Genomic DNA, 16,476 nt, shown 5'->3' on the forward strand with positions numbered 1-16,476 from the left:
CTTGAGAGCGATCACCGTGCGGAAACCTCAGAGAAGAGACGATGCCGACTGAACGGCAACCCGCCGAGAAGGTCCCTGCGGAGAGCACACTCCAGCTGACGGCCCGCCGATACCCGGCCAGGTGAATTGCCAGCACGTCCGTTCGGGATCGGCGAGTGGATCAAACCGATAAGACGCAAGACGGTGCACACGACCGACGTAGCAATCTCGATTGCACGACGTCCCATGGTCATGCTGCATCCGCTCCGATCTGTACGGCATCCTCTTTGTTGGGCGCCTCAGCCGAAGACTCGTGGAACCGCAATCGCGCACACGAGAAGCATCAGGCTGATGCCTGCGCCGATGGCATCTTCCGGGGCCAGAAATTGGATCTGTCCGTCCCAGACAATCGCAAAACCCACGCTGCCGGTCGCTGCGCCAACGATGGCCAGCGGACGCCACCATCCCGGAGCCGAAGGGGCGAATCCACTGGCAACTGCACAGGCGAGCGTTGCGATTCCCGCCATGACGTGGAGCGCCACCACGAGTACGTTGAGTCTGTCGCCCGTAAGGGTGTTCCCCAACTGCCAAGAGCTCCCTCTCCATTCCTTGAGCGTGCCGGGCACGAAGAGCCCGAATGGGACGTTTGTGAATCCAAGACAACCGACGACGAACGCGATCAGATACCGCAACCAAGGTGTCATCCAATTCTCTTCGGCCTTGCGAGGGTGGTGCGCCGCGCCGTTTCGCCCTCATCTTCCGTGATCGTACGGGACGGCACGCGACACAACGCGCCGCACGGACGTACGCGCCGCCCCGGCCCGTGTGGTCCGCACCCGATCGCCGAGGTCGCCTCTCCGGCAGCCGCGAACGACACACCCGGCGCGGCGAGGACAGTGGACCCGTCACAGATCTGGAGCGTGCCCGCGATCAACGCTCCGACTGCCGGAGAATCAGCATTCGCGCTCAGCGTTGGAGGGCGTACCGCAGGCCGGTGGAGAGTTCTCTTAGCGATCGCCGCGGAACACGGCCTCCCCGGATAGCCTCGACGCAGTCGTTTCTGATGTTTCGTAGCCACGCCCTGGTGTATACTGATCTGGAGGCGCTTCGCAGGATGTATTTTGCATAGTAGGCTCCTCGGCCTGTGTCGTAGATTCGCATGAGCGCCTGCGCTTCGTGCTCGGTTCGCCTGCCATGATGATGAAAGACCACCGGTCTGGGATCGTAGACGCCGGCCACTCCGGACCAGAGAACAGCGGCCGCTGCGTCGATATCCTCACAGGGAAACGGCGTCCCAGCGCCTAGGTGTTCGTCAAATCCCCCGATCTGCGCAAGGGCCGTTCTCCGGAATGCGAGGTTCGCGCCTTGCACGACGCCGGTCGCAATGAATGTCCGCGGTCGAAACTCACGTCGATCTGGAGATTCCTGGATGGTGATTCTGTAGTCCGAGGCGTCGAACAGCAAAATGCGACCGCCCACAAAACCGAGGTGTGGGTCATCCTCGAAGACTTGAATGACCGCATCCACGTAGTCTCTGGACACGTAGCAATCGTCGTCCGTGAAGGCGACGATGTCTCCACGGGCAATACGCCAGCCCGTGTTCCTGGCCGCAGCTAGCGCGCGTCTTGGCTCACACACCGTGGTCACCTGGGCGCGATTCAATCGCGTGTGGTCGATGGAAGCTAAGTATTTACTCGTCCCGTCGGTTGACCCGTTATCAACGATTACGAGTTCCCAATCACGCGCCGTAGTCACCGAGCGCAACGCCTCCACACAGCGGTGCAGTTTGCTGAGCCTGTTGCGCGTGCAGACGACCACAGACAATATCGGGCAGGGGGCCCCACTCATATCGCACTCCATTCTCCTTCATCAGCCGAACCCTCTTCCCGTGCCGGTCGGAGAGCTCGGCCGTCCTCGGCGGCCGGAACTCGTCTCAGGTCGCCCAGATGGGATGCTCGTCCCATCTGACCGGGGTGCCCCTCGTGAGGTGACCGAGCGAGGTGGTGCGGCGGTCCTGCCGCGCGCCACACCGGCGCGGCATCGGCGCGGCGAGGTCGTCAACTGGACACGCGCGTGAAGAGATGGGCCCACGCGGCCCCCAGGGGGGGTGCGCGCATCCGGTGCCGAGCGGCGAACCTACGGCGAGCGCGGATCGGTCCCTGCGCGTGCCACCAGGGACGAACCCGACGCCCGTGATCGTGACGGCGAGCGCGGGCTACGCGTCCATGCGATAGAACTCGATCTTGTCCCAATCTGCCTCGACGCCGAGCCCCGGCCCCTCCGGCGGGTACGCGTAACCGTCTTCGATCCTGAGGGGCTCGCGGATCAGATCGTCTCCTTGGTACCAGGCGCCGGCGACGTCGCTCGGGTGCCGGAGCGTGGGCACCGTGACTCCGAGATGGGCCTGCGCCGCCGTGCCGAACCCGAACTCGGGCATGCTGCCGATCGCGCACTCGATCCCTGCCAGGTCGGCCAGATGAAAGATCTTGAGGGAGGGATACAGCCCGCCGCTTTCCACGGCGTAGACGTTGATGATGTCCGCGGCGCCCGCCTGGATCACCCGCCAGGCGTCCGCCGGCGGCCACACGCTTTCGTCGACCATCACTGGGACCTCCGAGTGCGCGCGGATGAACGCCAAGCCCTCGAGCTGGTGGGGGGGCAGGGGTTGCTCGACCGACAGGATCCGGTGCTCGTGGAGCCGCCGGATCATCTCCAGCGCCTCCTTCGGGCTTCGCCATCCCATGTTGGCGTCAACCCGTATCTGCAACCGGTCGCCGAACGTCCGGCGGATCGCCCGGACCACCAAGACATCGGCGTCGCGGTCGATCCCGACCTTGACCTTGACCGTGCGGAACCCAGCGTCGACGAACCGCGCGGTCTGCGCGAGCATCTCGTCCGGCGGCGCCATGTGGACCGACATCGACAGGTCGATTCGATCGCGCGCCTTGCCGCCGAGCAGCGCGTACACCGGGACGCCGAGATGCTTCCCCACCGCATCGTACATCGCCATGTCTAGCGCGGCCCGCACCGGCTGCGTATGGTACCCGAACTGGCAGAGCTGTTCGAGTCGGGCGTGGATGCGCACGATCTGCCGGGGGTCGTCGCCGACCAGCGCCGGCGCGAGCCGGTCGGTGACGTCTCGGCACAGCGCCGCCCCACCGCCGTGCCAGAGGATCGAGATCTCGCCGACGCCCTCGACGCCGGCGTCGGTGCGCAGCCGGACGATCCCGGACTCGGCGCTGTCGAACCTCCCCAGCGCGCTCGTGGATGGATGGTTCTTCGGGACCGAGACCGGGATCGCGTCAATCGCCGTGATGCGCATCTTCACCCGCTCCTGTTCGCGTTACTCTCGGAGCCGCGGCCCCGCAAGGGTCTGGAGATCGAGGCCGTCGGGCCCTCCGCCGTCGGCGCCCGCGTGCCAATCACGCCAGACCGCGCGCAGCCGTGCGGCCGACAGTGCCTCCACGTGGTAGCCGTCGCGGCCGGTCATGGGACGGGCACACAACAACGCGCGGATGACGGCTTCTTCGGTGACATCGGCGGCGGCCTCGAAAAACGGGTTGATGAGATCTCCCTCATCCGCGAGATACGGAGGGTACGCGCGCGCCGTGCTGAAGGCCAGCACGAAATCCCCGCTGTGGTGATGGTACACCGATCCCGTGCGCGCGAGTCCCGCGGCGGCCCGCCGTGCCACACGGGTGAGCTGACGGGAGGTCAAGGGCGCGTCGGTCGCGAGGACCACGATGACCGAGCCGCCCCGACCCGAATCGGCGGAGGACGGGTCGGGGCGATCCGGCTCGACGGGGTCGGCGCCGCCGGGGGCGGGCGGCTCCTCGAGCAGCGCACCCACGGGGCAGCCGTGGATCCGGAGCGACGGGCGCTGGCCGAAGTTTGCCAGCACGAGGCCGGCCACGGTCACGTCGCGGCGGAGCGCCTCGGAGCGGCCGCGGCGTGAAGCCGAACCGATCCCTCCCTTGAAGCCGTAGCAGACCATGCCGGTGCCGGCGCCGACCGCGCCTTCCGGTGCCGGGCCGTCTGTCGCGGCCTCGATCGCCATCACGGCGTGCTCGGCGCGAACGTGCCGGCCTCGCATGTCGTTCAGGCGCGCGTCGCTGCACTCGCCGACCACGACGTTGCAGGTGGGCGCGGTTCGTCCGATCTCGGGATGACGCTGCAGCAGATAGTCCGCCACGCCGTCGGCGACGCGCCACGTGCACAGCGTGCTGGTCAGCAAGACCGGCGTCTCGAGGCGCCCCATTTCCTCCACCTGCGGGATGCCCGTCGCCTTGCCGAAGCCGTTGATCACGTGCACCCCGGCGACGAACTTCCCCCGCAGGACGTCGTCTCCAGGGACGATCGCGGTTGCGCCGGTGCGCACGGGGCCGCGCCCCGGGACGAGCGGGCCGTCCCCGGAGATGAGGGTGACGTGGCCGACGCGCACGCCGGCGACGTCCGTCAGCGAGTTGTACGCTCCACGCGCGGTCAATGCGTCGACGGGCACGCTCGTCCTCCTGGGGCGGGTGCGCGCGCCGGCCCGGGATCCCCGCGCCGGTCGCACGAACGGTGGGTTCGCCGCGCGCGTGCGACGGTCCCACCGGTGGAGAGGATTCGCCGAACCTGTTCGCGTAGAGAGACCTCGGTACGCTAGGTGCGCCTCCGATGTCGCGATGCGTGGTAGGGCGTCTGGCCGAGTTGCCGCCGGGCAGCCGCAAGGTGGTGGTCGTCGATGGCCGGTCGATCGGTGTGTTCAACATCCGAGGCCGGCTCTTCGCGTTGCGGAATCGCTGTCCCCATCAGGGGGCGCCGCTGTGCCTCGGCAGGATCAAGGGGACGACGCTCCCGGGGCGGCCGTACGAGCGCGTTTACGCGCGTGACGATGAGATCATCCAGTGCCCCTGGCACGGCTGGGAGTTCGAGATCGAGACGGGGCGCACCTATTTCAATCCCCATCGCATGCGGGTCAAGACCTACGACGTCACGGTGGAGCGCGTGGAACTGGAAGACGTGACCCTGGAGACGTTTCCGGTCACCACCGAAGGCGATCTGGTGATCCTGCACGCCTGACCGCGGGCCGGGCCCGGCCGCCGGGGGCGAAGGAGGGACGCGCAATGGCAACCGCCGCACATCTGCCGATCATCGACTGTGACGTGCACAACCGGTTCAAGGACCGGAGCATGAGCGAGCTTTTGCCCTATCTGCCGCGTGTCTACCGGGAGGACGTCAAGCAGTGGGGCATCAACATGCCGGGCGGAGGCTATCTGAACGGGGGCGATCGCGGGTACCGCGCGGACTCCTGGCCGAAAGAGGGCTACGCGGGGTCCAGCATCGAGCTCGTGCGGGAGCAACTGCTCGACAAGTACGATGTGGAGTACGCGATCCTGCTCGGCCAGGAGTTGCGGCCGCTCGGCACCTTGCCGGACGCCGACTACGCGGCGGCGCTCGCACACGCTTACAACGAGTTCGTAATCGAGCACTGGCTCGCCGCGGACACGCGGCTGCGCGGCGCAATGCTGATCGCGACGCAGGACGTGCCGCAGGCCGTCAAGGAGATCGAGCGTATCGGCCCGCATCCGGGCATCGTCGAGGTGCTCGTGGCGAACGGCGCCCGGCTCCCGTACGGCAACCGGTACTACCATCCGATCTTCGAGGCGTGCGAGGCGCTCGGCCTCCCGTTCGCGCTCCACACCGGCAGCGAGGGCACCGGCATCAACGGGCAGCCGTCGGTGGCGGGCTACGGCTCCTACTATGTGGAGAACCGCCAGGTCCGGCCGCAGGGCTACATGACCCACCTCACGAGCCTGATCTTCGAGGGCGTGTTCGAGAAGTTCCCGAAGCTTCGCGTCGTGTTCATCGAAGGAGGGTACGCCTGGCTGGCGCCGTTCCTGTGGCGACTCGACGCTGACTACCGGGGCCTTCGCGACCAGACGCCGTGGGTGCGGAAGCCGCCGAGCGAGTACGTCTGGGAGCACGTGCGGTTCACGTCGCAGCCGCTCGAGGAGCCCGATCAGCCGTCGCAGTTGCTGGAAGTGTTCAGGTGGAACCGCGCGGAACAGACGTTGATGTTCGCGTCGGACTACCCGCACTGGGACTTCGATTCCCCAGCGGATGCGTTCCCGCGGCTGGCGCCGGACCTACAGCGCCGGATCTTCCACGACACCGCCGCGGAAGTCTACGGGTTCAAGCCGCGCGGCGCGACGGCGGCGGCGCCGGAAGCCGCGGCGTCCGGCGACGGCGGGGCGGCGTAGACAGTGGAGGATCGGGATGACGGGGAGGCGGACCACGGGATGAAGCGGATGCGGCGTCGCGAACTCCTGAAGCAGGCCGCGGTGCGGGTCGGAGCGGCCGCGTTGGCCGCGGGTGCGGTCACGGCGCCGTCCCTCCTGTTCTCGTCCGCCGCCCGGGCCGCCTCGTCGGCGGCGGTGGGACGGGACGCCACGTTCGTCGTCGTGGACGGCACCGAACCCAACAGCCTCGACCCCGCGGTTGGGACCGGCCCGTTTCAGGCTATCATCAACGCGATGTTCGACGGCCTCGTGCAATGGAACGACAAAGGCCAGATACAACCGGCGCTCGCGACGTCGTGGACGTCCAGCGGCGGGGGACGAATCTGGACGTTTACGCTTCGTTCGGGCGTCAGGTTTCACGACGGGACCCCGTTCGGCGCCGACGCGGTAAAGGCGACGATCGCGCACATCCTCGATCGGAACACGCCGGCCACGCGGCGCGGGAACTACCTGCTTATCAAGGACGTCCTGACGCCCGACGAGCACACGGTGCGGTTCGTCACCGATCCGCCAAACCCGGATTTCCCGTTGCTCATGGCGGACGGTTCGGCGAAGATCGTCAGCCCCACGGCGCTGAAGACGTACGGGCAGGATTTCGGGCGCCACCCCGTCGGGACCGGCCCGTTTGTGTTCGAGGAGTGGGTGCCGAACGACCATGTGTCTGCGTCGCTCAACGCCACCTATTGGGGGCCGAACCCCCGGGTCCGCCGGTTTCTCTACCGTCCGATCCCGGAGTCTGCCGCGCGGGTGGTCGTGTTGAAGACCGGCGAGGCCGACGTGGTCCAGGACCTGCCGCCCACGGATATGGACGCGCTGCGCCGGGAATCGGGGTTGGTCGTCTACGCGACCCCGGCGCAGACCATCGCGGAGCTCGAACCCGCCGACACGAAGCCACCGCTCAAAGACGTTCGCGTGCGCCGCGCGCTCAACATGGCGATCGACAAGAACGCCATCATCCAAGGCATCATGAAGGGGTTCGCCAGACCGCTCAACAGCCCCGGGATCCCGGGGGTCTGGGGGAGCTTCGATTTCGCGCCGGTGGCCTACGATCCGAACCAGGCGCGGCAGTTGCTCGCGGCGGCCGGGTACGGCGGAGGCATGGATCTCACGATCAATATCACCGCCGGCCGCTGGGCCGGCGACCTGCAGGTGGTGCAAGCGGTCCAGGGATACTGGGCGAACCTCGGCGTCCGCACCGCGGTGCACCAGATGGACTTCGCGACGCTGCTCGCGGGAAGTTCATCCGATCCGGACGCGCGTCCCGGCACGATGACGTCGCTGCTGAAGAGCAGCCCGTACATCGACTACCATCTGTACCGGATGTACGATTCCGTCGCGACGAACGTGCCCGGCACGCAGCAGCGCACCGGGTACGCCAACCCCGAGGTAGATCGGCTGCTCGAGCAGGAGCGTAGCATGTTCGACCAGGCCAAGCGCCTTCCGATTCTCAAGCACGCGCAGGCGCTGGTCTGGCAGGACCAGCCGCTCATCTACCTCTTTCAGCTGACCAACCTGTGGGGCGCGCGGGCCGGCGCCAGGGGGTTCGTCGTGCTGCCGAGCGGGGACTTCGTGCCCGGCGCGTTGCGCCGAACGTGAGTCCGTTCCGGTAGCGTCATGCTCCGCCACATCGCGGGGCGGCTCCTGTGGGCCATCCCGGTGTTGCTCGGCGTGTCGGTGATCGTCTTCGGTCTGCTGAAGCTGATCCCGGGCGACGCGGCGCTGGTCATGGCCGGCACCGACGCGACCGCGGCGGACGTGCAGACGATCCGCCAGCAGCTCGGGCTCGATCAACCGGTGTACGTGCAGTACGCCCGCTGGCTGGGGCGACTTGCGCGGCTCGATCTCGGGCGATCGGCGGTGACCCACCGGCCGGTCACGTACGAGATCGCGAGCCGCGTCCGGCCCACGGCCGAACTGGCGACCGCCGCAATGACGATCGCCATCGCGATCGGGCTGGCGACGGGCGTGACCGCGTCCACGCATCAGCATTCGATCTGGGACGCCGCGGCGTCGCTGGCCGCGGCGGTCGGCGTCTCGATGCCGATCTTCTGGCTCGGGCTGATGCTCATGATGGTCTTCTCCGTCGGGCTGCGGTGGCTGCCGAGCACGGGGGCTGGGACGTTCGCACAGCTCCTCCTGCCGGCCCTCACGCTGGGTTCCGCGTCGACGGCGATCATCGCCCGCCAGGCGCGCTCGGCGATGCTCGATGTCCTGCAGCAGGACTACTTGCGCACGGCGCGGGCCAAGGGGGTGACGCGCTGGGCCGTGGTGATGCGCCACGCATTTCGCAACGCGGTCATCCCCATCATCACGGTCGTCGGGCTCCAGTTGGGGTACCTGCTCAGCGGGACCGTGTTGACCGAGACGGTGTTCGCCCGCCCCGGGCTCGGCCGGCTGATCGTCGATTCCATTCGCTCCCGCGACGTCGCGGTCGTCCAGTCGGCGGTGATGGCGCTGTCGGTCACCTTCATCGTCGTCAATCTCGCGGTCGACATGCTCTACGCGTACGTCGACCCCAGGATCCGCTTCGACTGATGGCCGTCGCAGCGCCGACGCTCCCGGCGCTCGTCACCCCGGGGACGCGGGCGCTCCGGCAGTTCGCGCGCCATCGCGCCGCGGTCGCGGGGCTTGCGGTCCTGGCGGTCGCCATCGCGGTGAGCACCGCGGCGCCGTGGCTGGCGCCCTACAATCCGATCGCGCTCGATGTGATCCACCCGACCGCGCCGCCGTCGGCGGCCCATCCGCTCGGCACCGACGAACTTGGTCGCGACATCCTGAGCCGGCTCCTGTGGGGCGGCCGCGACACGCTGGTGATCACGGTGGCCGCGGTTGCGATCGCCTTCGCGTCGGGGTCCGCTCTCGGGATCGTCGCCGGGTACCGCGGGGGGACCGGCGACACGGTGATCATGCGCATCATGGACGTGCTGCTTGCGATGCCCGGCTTCCTGCTGGCGGTCGCGATCATCGCGGCGCTCGGCGTCGGCCTGGTGAACGTGATCATCGCGATCGGGATCAACTCGATCCCGCCGTTCGCGCGCATCGCGCGGGGGTCCACGCTGCTCGTCCGGCAGGAGACCTACGTGCAGGCGGCGCGGGCCCTCGGGGCGAGCGAGCGGGTGATCATGGCGCGGCACGTGCTTCCCAACATCCTCTCGCCGCTCGTGGTGGAGGCGACCCTGCGGCTCGCGACCGCGATCCTCACGGCGTCCGGCCTCAGCTTCCTCGGGCTCGGGGTGCAACCGCCGACCGCCGAATGGGGCGCGATGCTCAGCGTCGGGCGGAACTACATCACCAGCAGCCCGCAGCTCGTGGTCATTCCCGGCGTGGCGATCCTCGTCGTGACGCTGGCCTTCAACATGGTCGGCGACGGCCTGCGGGATGCGCTGGATCCCCGTCAGCCGACGTAGGCGTCCGCGCGACCGGCCGTCCGCTCGAGGCGCCCTGCGTCGGTATCGCCAGCGTCTTACCGATGCCAGGAGTTTACGGTGAGGCGCCGAGCCTTATCCCGCAAGGCTTCCGAGGGACACCGCGGCGTCGCTACTTGACGCCGCGGTGGGATTGCCGCACCCTCCAATCGAGTTGACGCATCCCGACGCCGCCGCCGATCGATCGACCATGCTGATGCAGGTGGGCAAGGTCCAGGAGGTCTGCGCGGTGTGGGGCGTCCCGCCGCGGGGGCTCGACGAGTTCATCAGGGTCGGCGCCGTGTGCCCCGCTCGGGAGGGAAGTGGGCGGGGCAGTTTTCGGTACCTGGACGAACGGTCGCTGTGCGACCTCTACTTCGCCCACGGCCTCACGCTCGCGGGCCTGTCCCCGCGGCGTGTCGCCAGCGTCGTGACGTCCCTTCGGACCGAGTACGAGCGCTGGCTCGGCGAGCCGCCGGTACGGATCGTCGTCCGCTGGCGCGCCGACACAGAGAGCGACGATCCGCCATTCCTGCCCCGGATGGTCTTCGATCCCCATCCGCTGTTCACGTGCCTGCGCGTGCTCCGGTCGCTCGGACCGGAGAGCACCCGAATCCAGCGAGGGCGCCCGCGCTCCAACTGGCGGCTGATCTTTCGGGACGCATTCGTCCGGGCGACGCACGAGCGGCCCACGGGATGGGACGCCGCCCCGGCCCCAGGCGCCGGCGGCCCAGCGCGGCCGGCCGACACACCGGGCGCGGGTGAGGTGATGGTTACGATCCCAGTGCGTCGGCCGGGCTGAGTGTGGTCGACGGCTGCGGCGGTCCTGCCGCGCGATCTGCTAGATTCGAGGCTCCGCACCGGTCCCGAGGTACGGATCCACGTTCCGGAACCATCGGAGAAATCTGACGCATCCGTCGACGGCGTTCTCGAACAGCTGCTTCCCACGCTCCGGCGTGGCCGGCGTTGGATCGGACAAGCTGCCGGTCGGCGGTGTGACGTCCTCCATGTCGAGCGGTACGCTGATGCGGATGCCGTCCACCCGGATCGTGTCGAGGCCCTCGGTCGGGCACCCGAACACTTGTCGGCGGCCCCACTCGCCGGCCCGGTCCATCTGGACGCGGCCGGGCGCGACGTGCATCATGAGCGAGCCCATCGGCTCGCCGCCGTGGCCGAGCCCGATCTTCCCGCCGTAGACGCGCTCGATCACCTCGGGGGTTTGGGTGAGCCCGAGCACGTTGAGCGTGGGGATCACGATCCCGCGTGTCCGGCGAAACCGCCGCGTGACGAGATTGAGCACGCTCGCGTTGCCCGAGTGGCCGTTGAAGATCGCCACGCGGCGGAAGCGATGATGCAGCAGGCAGTCCACCGCGTCGGTGACGACGGCGGCCAGCGTCGAGGCGCGCATCGTGATCGTCCCAGTGTAGTTGCGGAAGTACTCCGAGTAGCCGAACGGCATCACCGGCGCCATGACGTCGCCCGTCTGGTCGGTCGCGGTCGCGGTGATCTTGTCGCAGGCGAGGTAGTCGCCGATCACGTTGTGCGGGCCGTGTTCTTCGATCGAGCCGAGCGGCAGCACCGCCGTCACGCCCGCCTCGACCGCCTCGCGGGCCTGGGTCCATGTCATCTCACCAAGACGCATCGTGCCGTCCCTCCTGGGGGATCGAGTCTTCGCCGGGCCGCCCCCGGCGGAGCCGCTACAGTTCGTGCCGGAGCCGGTACACGATCAGCTCCTGGATGCGGAACATCGTGTCGGGATCGGCTTCCACGCGCACGGTGCGCGGGGCGATCCGGGTGACGCCAGGGACGAGCGCGGCGGTCTGCGCCATGTCGGTGCGGTTGTAGTCGATCTCCATGACGAGCGGCGTCGGCACCGCGGGCACCGGGATCTGCCCCCGCTTCCGAACCGCTTCGGCGGCGCCGGCGCGGATCCGACGGCACGCCTCCTTGGGGTGGAGGCTCGCGGCGACGCCCCGTCCTCGGCCCGTCTTTACCGCCACCATGATCGTCTCCGCCAGCGTCTCACGGGTCTGCGCAAGCGTGGCGTCGTCGCCGGTGACGAGCGTCACCGGCACGCCGAACCGACCGGCCACCAGCGCATTCAGCTCCGCCTCGTTCACCGCCCGGCCGTTGATGCGGAGGTTGTAGATCGTGCCGCCGTTCCACGTGTGGTCGATCACCGCATCGGCCGTCCCCGCCCGTCCGTGAGTGCCGGTGATGAACACGGCGTGGAACGAGCCGTCCATGCCTTCCATCTGGAGCGAGTCGCGCATCGCGCCGCGTACGAGCACCGCCCGTTCGTCCATCCGCGTCGGGATCAAGTTCTGCATCGCGGCGTGGCTGTCGCAGACGACGACGTCCGTTGCGCCGCCGTCGAACGCGCCGGCGATCGCGGCGTTGACCTCGTCGGTCATGAGCTCCCGACCTTCCTGGTACTGTCGTCCTGTGTCGGACGTCTGCAGGCTGGTGGCGACGCCGGCGACGCCCTCGATGTCCGCCGAGATGAACACGCGGCACGCCATCCTTGCACCTCCGCTGCGCTCTGATCACTGAGGGAACACCCTCTGATTCGTTCGGATGCGCCCCGCGACCTTGCGCGAGCGCGTTCGCCCCTCGATCCGGAGCAGGAGCGGGAACCCCCGCGCGGGGAACTGCCATCCCGCCGGCCGGATGCGCGTGGGACGTGGCGGCGGCCGAGGATGGTGGTCTCGTGGAAGGCACGGTACTGTGGACGCCCACGCCCGAGGCGCGCGGTCGGGCGAACATCAGCCGATACCTCGTGTCGTTGCGCGAGACGCGCGGGCTGGCGTTCGAGTCGTACGATGCCCTGTGGCGCTGGTCCGTGACAGACCTCGAGGCATTCTGGGCGTCGATCTGGGAATTCTGCGGGGTCCGCGCCCGCCGTCCTGCCGAGCGCGTGCTCGAGGACCGGCGCGTGTTCGGCGCCCGCTGGTTCCCCGGTGCGGAGCTGAACTACGCGGAGCACGCGCTGTCCCGGCGGGACGGGCATGCGGCGCTGGTGTTCGCATCGGAGGCGCACCCGCCCGAGACGGTCACGTACGCCGAACTGGTGGGGAAGGTCGCGGCGGTCGCGGCGGGCCTCCGGCGCCTCGGCGTGCGGCGCGGCGACCGCGTGGTCGCGTACCTGCCGAACACCCCCGAGGCGGTCATCGCGTTTCTGGCCACGGCGAGCCTCGGCGCGATCTGGTCGAGCTGCTCGCCTGAGTTCGGGATCCGCAGCGTGATCGACCGGTTCTCCCAGGTCGAACCCCGCGTGCTGTTCGCCGTGGACGGGTATCGGTACGGCGGCCGGACGTTCGACCGGCGCGACGCCCTGCGCGAGATCCGGCGGCAGCTTCCCACGCTCGAGGCCACGATCCTCGTGCCCGGGCTCGACGGCGCCGCGGTGGCCGCTTCCGACGCCGGCGTCCGGCCGTGGTCGGAACTGGCCCACGGCGCACCGGTCTCCGAGCTGTCGTTCGAGGCCGTGCCGTTCGACCACCCGCTGTGGGTGTTGTACTCGTCCGGCACCACCGGTCTGCCGAAGGCGATCGTGCACGGGCACGGCGGCGTCCTGCTCGAGACGCTCAAGGCGCTGACGCTGCACCTGGACCTCCGGCCCGACGACCGGTTCTTCTGGTACACCACGACCGGGTGGATGATGTGGAACTTCCTGATCGGCGGCCTGCTGATCGGGACGACGGTCGTGCTGTACGACGGGAGTCCCGCGTTCCCAGACCTGGGCGCGCTGTGGCGGCTGGCGGAGCAGACGGGCATGACGTACTTCGGCACGAGCGCGCCCTACCTGCTCGGGTGTCAGAAGGCCGGCGTGGAGCCGGCCCGCGCCGCGCGGCTCGAGCGGCTGCGGGCGATCGGCTCGACCGGCGCGCCGCTGCCGCCGGAGGGGTTTGCCTGGGTGTACGAACACGTGAAGCGCGACCTGCTGCTCGGCTCCGTAAGCGGCGGCACCGACGTCTGCACGGCGTTCGTCCTGTCGTGTCCGCTCCTGCCCGTGCGCGCCGGCGAGATCCAGTGCCGCGGCTTGGGCGCCAAGGTCGAGGCGTTCGACCCCGAGGGGCGCCCGCTCGTGGGCGACGTCGGCGAGCTCGTCCTCACCGAGCCGTTGCCGTCCATGCCGGTGGGTTTCTGGAACGATCCGGACCGGCGGCGCTATCGGGAGAGCTACTTCGAGACCTACCCGGGCGTGTGGCGCCACGGCGACTGGATCAAGATTACCCGGGACGGAGGGTGCGTGGTCTACGGGCGGTCCGACTCCACGCTGAACCGCGCCGGCGTCCGCATGGGCACGAGCGAGTTCTACCGGGTGGTCGACGACGTTCCGGAGGTGCTGGACAGCCTCGTCGTGGACACGGGCGAGCTGGGGCGGGAGGGCGAGTTGCTGCTGTTCGTGGTGCTGAGGCCGGGCGCGGCGCTCGACGCCGGGCTCCGCGAGCGCATCGTGGGGAAGATCCGCAGCGAGCTGTCGCCGCGCCACGTTCCGAACCGGATCTACGCAATCGCGGAGGTGCCGCGGACCCTCAGCGGCAAGAAGCTGGAGGTCCCGGTGAAGCGGATTCTCGCCGGGACGCCGCCGGAGCGCGCGGCGAGCCCCGACTCGATGAGCAACCCCGACTCGCTCAGGGTCTTTGTGCAGCTTGCGAGGCGCGCCGAGCCGCACTCCTGAGACGCGTCTTCGCCCGGAGTCTCCGAGAGGTGCGCGATCTCGGCGAGTTCGACCGTGCGGATCCCGATCGTGACCGCTCCCCTGCCGGCGCGAGCGAGAAATGAGAATGCACCGCGACCCACCGTCCAGCCCGCCGTACGAGGAACAGGGTCGCCCGGCCGGGGCGCGGAAACGTTGCGCCGTCGCTGCGTACGCCGCGGGAATCCCAAGGGACCACCGCGCACACGGCCCGCGATCCGCCGAGGCACCGCAGCGCTTCCACCCTGAATCGAAACCCGCGAATCGCGGGCCAGACGCGTCTCCATTGGTCGCGTTCGAGGCGTGTCCTGTCGGTCACGATCGCGGCGTACGTGCCGAACGCCGCCACATCGCTGGCGAACATCGGGCGCGCCGCCTCGAAGTCTGCGGCCCGGACGTGCGCCTCGAACGTCCGCAGCCACACTTTCACCGCCGCCACGGTGGGAGCCGACACGCGCATGCAATTGGGTTCGCTGCAGGACGACCCGCGTCCCGCTGAGGCCCGCGCGCGGATTGCGCGGGTGGGATCGAGAACGAGATCCGGTCGTTTTGAGGGCGGGCCGGGATCGAAGGGGCGAAGCAGGAGGCGGCGGAGCGGGCGATCCGGCAGAAGTTCGGCTGGCCGTGCAGGGTCGCCGGTTCGTCCGATGGCTCGGCGCCGCGCGGACATTGAAGAAGACAGGCGCTCGCCGGAGGGAGAGAGCCGGCCGCGGCGTCGTGTGGCGTGTGATCGGGTCAGAACCGCCACGGATGTCATCCTTCCCATCGCGTCTAGCTCCGCTTCGAGTTCGTGCACCGTGCACAGCGGTCAAGGGAGGACGCGCTGTGCGCGCGTCCGTGTCGGCTTTCCCGGGAACCGTCGCGTCAACTCGCGGCCGCGAGTCGATGTTCGATTGCTGCGGGGACGGCGCGCCGGGATCGACGCCGGGGGATCGCCGTGCGGCCAGACGGGGACGTGCGACCGGAGGCAGCCTGATCGCATGCCGGGTCCCAGCAGATGCCGAACACCTATGCGCCCCGATCCAACGGGGAGGAGTCGTGAGAAGCAGCGCGAAGGCGAGGGGAATCGTTATTCGGGGGCGGGGGCCGGTGGGTTCGTTCCCTTGTATTCCGGCCAGCACGTCCGCCCTACAAAGGGAGGGATCCCTCAATGGCGGAAGAAGGGAAGCCGGTTCTTGCCGTAGCTGATCCTGCGCCGCTCGGTCTAGGTGGATTCGCTCTCACGACGTTCGTCCTCAGTGCGCACAATGCGGGATGGGCTCCGGATATTGTGTGGATCGGCCTCGCGCTCTTCTACGGGGGAGCCGCCCAGTTTCTGGCAGGGATGTGGGAGTTCAAGAACAAGAACACGTTCGGCGCCACCGCGTTCTCGACGTACGGCGCCTTCTGGTTCAGCCTGGCCACGTTCATCCTGCTGCAGCTCTTCGGGAAGGGCGTACCGGACAACCAGCTGCTTCCGGCGCTGGGGTGGTTCCTGCTCTCGTTTGCCATCTTCAATACGTACATGATGCTCTGGAGCACCCGCGCCAACGTGGCCGTCTTCCTGGTGTTCCTGACCCTGGAGGTCACCGAAATCCTGCTCTTCATCGGATTCTTCTCAGGTTCTGTCAGCTTCATCCGGCTCGGCGGCTATGTCGGCATCATCACGGCTCTCGTCGCCTGGTACACGTCCGCGGCGGGCGTGGTCAACAGCATGTCGCCGACGCCAGTGCTCCCGGTCGGTGGACCGCTCTGGGCGCCGCCGCGGGTTGCCCAGCGGCCGGGCAGCCCACTCGGCGCGCGCGGCTAGCGGTCTTGACCGTGTTCGAGAGGAGCAGGACAATGAACGTACGCCACACAAGGTGCCGGGCGCACCGCAGGGCTCCGCGGGGAGGTGAGTGATCTAATGGCTCAAGCACGTGAGAAGCAAGTCGCCGTCAGTGAAGCCGAAATTGCCGTGCACTGGAAAGAGGAGGAGTACTACTATCCGTCGTCGCGGTTTATCGGGCAGGCCAACGCTACGGATCCCGGGATCATGGAGCGGTTCAGCGTCGAGCGCTTTCCCGAGTGCTTCCGGGAGTACGCCGACCTGCTCTCCTGGGATCAGTACTGGCACACCACGCTCGAT

At 68.6% G+C, this 16,476-nt stretch carries 15 protein-coding genes; 9 read left to right on the forward strand and 6 right to left on the reverse strand.

Annotated features, from left to right (window positions below; translation table 11 throughout):
* Positions 1 to 278: 278 nt before the first annotated feature.
* The 4 genes from VKZ50_03765 to VKZ50_03780 form a co-directional block, all read right to left on the reverse strand.
* Positions 279 to 671, reverse strand: coding sequence for a hypothetical protein (locus VKZ50_03765; GenBank protein HLJ58828.1), 393 nt, complete (start codon positions 669 to 671; stop codon positions 279 to 281).
* Between the two features lie 274 nt (positions 672 to 945).
* Positions 946 to 1,839 (reverse strand): glycosyltransferase, encoded by an 894-nt coding sequence (locus VKZ50_03770; GenBank protein ID HLJ58829.1) that lies wholly within the window; start codon positions 1,837 to 1,839, stop codon positions 946 to 948.
* A 355-nt stretch (positions 1,840 to 2,194) separates the two neighbouring features.
* A complete protein-coding gene (locus VKZ50_03775) occupies positions 2,195 to 3,301 on the reverse strand; it encodes a mandelate racemase/muconate lactonizing enzyme family protein (GenBank protein HLJ58830.1) in 1,107 nt (368 codons plus the stop codon).
* Positions 3,302 to 3,322: 21 nt separating this feature from the next.
* Complete coding sequence (locus VKZ50_03780; GenBank protein HLJ58831.1) at positions 3,323 to 4,480, reverse strand: P1 family peptidase; 1,158 nt, start codon at positions 4,478 to 4,480, stop codon at positions 3,323 to 3,325.
* A 158-nt stretch (positions 4,481 to 4,638) separates the two neighbouring features.
* Here VKZ50_03780 and VKZ50_03785 point away from each other — a divergent pair, with 158 nt between their 5' ends.
* The 6 genes from VKZ50_03785 (at position 4,639) to VKZ50_03810 (ending at position 10,469) form a co-directional block, all read left to right on the forward strand.
* Positions 4,639 to 5,043 (forward strand): Rieske (2Fe-2S) protein, encoded by a 405-nt coding sequence (locus VKZ50_03785; GenBank protein HLJ58832.1) that lies wholly within the window; start codon positions 4,639 to 4,641, stop codon positions 5,041 to 5,043.
* Between the two features lie 44 nt (positions 5,044 to 5,087).
* Positions 5,088 to 6,224: an amidohydrolase family protein gene (locus tag VKZ50_03790; GenBank protein ID HLJ58833.1), complete on the forward strand. Its 1,137-nt coding sequence runs from the start codon at positions 5,088 to 5,090 to the stop codon at positions 6,222 to 6,224.
* Between the two features lie 39 nt (positions 6,225 to 6,263).
* Positions 6,264 to 7,859, forward strand: a complete 1,596-nt coding sequence (locus VKZ50_03795; protein HLJ58834.1) for an ABC transporter substrate-binding protein — start codon at positions 6,264 to 6,266, stop codon at positions 7,857 to 7,859.
* An 18-nt stretch (positions 7,860 to 7,877) separates the two neighbouring features.
* On the forward strand, positions 7,878 to 8,798 hold the full coding sequence (locus VKZ50_03800; GenBank protein ID HLJ58835.1) for an ABC transporter permease: 921 nt from the start codon (positions 7,878 to 7,880) through the stop codon (positions 8,796 to 8,798).
* Complete coding sequence (locus VKZ50_03805; protein HLJ58836.1) at positions 8,798 to 9,670, forward strand: ABC transporter permease; 873 nt, start codon at positions 8,798 to 8,800, stop codon at positions 9,668 to 9,670. Before VKZ50_03800 ends, VKZ50_03805 begins: the two co-directional genes overlap by 1 nt.
* Positions 9,671 to 9,878: 208 nt before the next feature.
* A complete protein-coding gene (locus tag VKZ50_03810; protein ID HLJ58837.1) occupies positions 9,879 to 10,469 on the forward strand; it encodes a hypothetical protein in 591 nt (196 codons plus the stop codon).
* 39 nt (positions 10,470 to 10,508) lie between these two features.
* Here the strand turns inward: VKZ50_03810 and VKZ50_03815 are convergent, their stop codons facing one another.
* Positions 10,509 to 11,309: a creatininase family protein gene (locus tag VKZ50_03815; protein ID HLJ58838.1), complete on the reverse strand. Its 801-nt coding sequence runs from the start codon at positions 11,307 to 11,309 to the stop codon at positions 10,509 to 10,511.
* 55 nt (positions 11,310 to 11,364) lie between these two features.
* The gene (locus VKZ50_03820) at positions 11,365 to 12,189 is read right to left on the reverse strand and encodes a M55 family metallopeptidase (GenBank protein HLJ58839.1); all 825 of its coding nucleotides are present in this window, start codon (positions 12,187 to 12,189) and stop codon (positions 11,365 to 11,367) included.
* A 161-nt stretch (positions 12,190 to 12,350) separates the two neighbouring features.
* On the opposite strand from VKZ50_03820, the gene VKZ50_03825 reads away from it, so the two are divergent.
* From VKZ50_03825 to VKZ50_03835, 3 genes are all read left to right on the forward strand, one after another.
* On the forward strand, positions 12,351 to 14,351 hold the full coding sequence (locus VKZ50_03825; GenBank protein ID HLJ58840.1) for an acetoacetate--CoA ligase: 2,001 nt from the start codon (positions 12,351 to 12,353) through the stop codon (positions 14,349 to 14,351).
* Positions 14,352 to 15,519: 1,168 nt separating this feature from the next.
* A complete protein-coding gene (locus VKZ50_03830; GenBank protein ID HLJ58841.1) occupies positions 15,520 to 16,158 on the forward strand; it encodes an acetate uptake transporter in 639 nt (212 codons plus the stop codon).
* A 96-nt stretch (positions 16,159 to 16,254) separates the two neighbouring features.
* Positions 16,255 to 16,476, forward strand: a 222-nt coding sequence (locus VKZ50_03835; GenBank protein HLJ58842.1) for an acetyl-coenzyme A synthetase, incomplete at its 3' end; no start/stop codon positions are given.

The organism is bacterium (assembly GCA_035295165.1).
GTDB lineage: Bacteria > Sysuimicrobiota > Sysuimicrobiia > Sysuimicrobiales > Segetimicrobiaceae > JAJPIA01.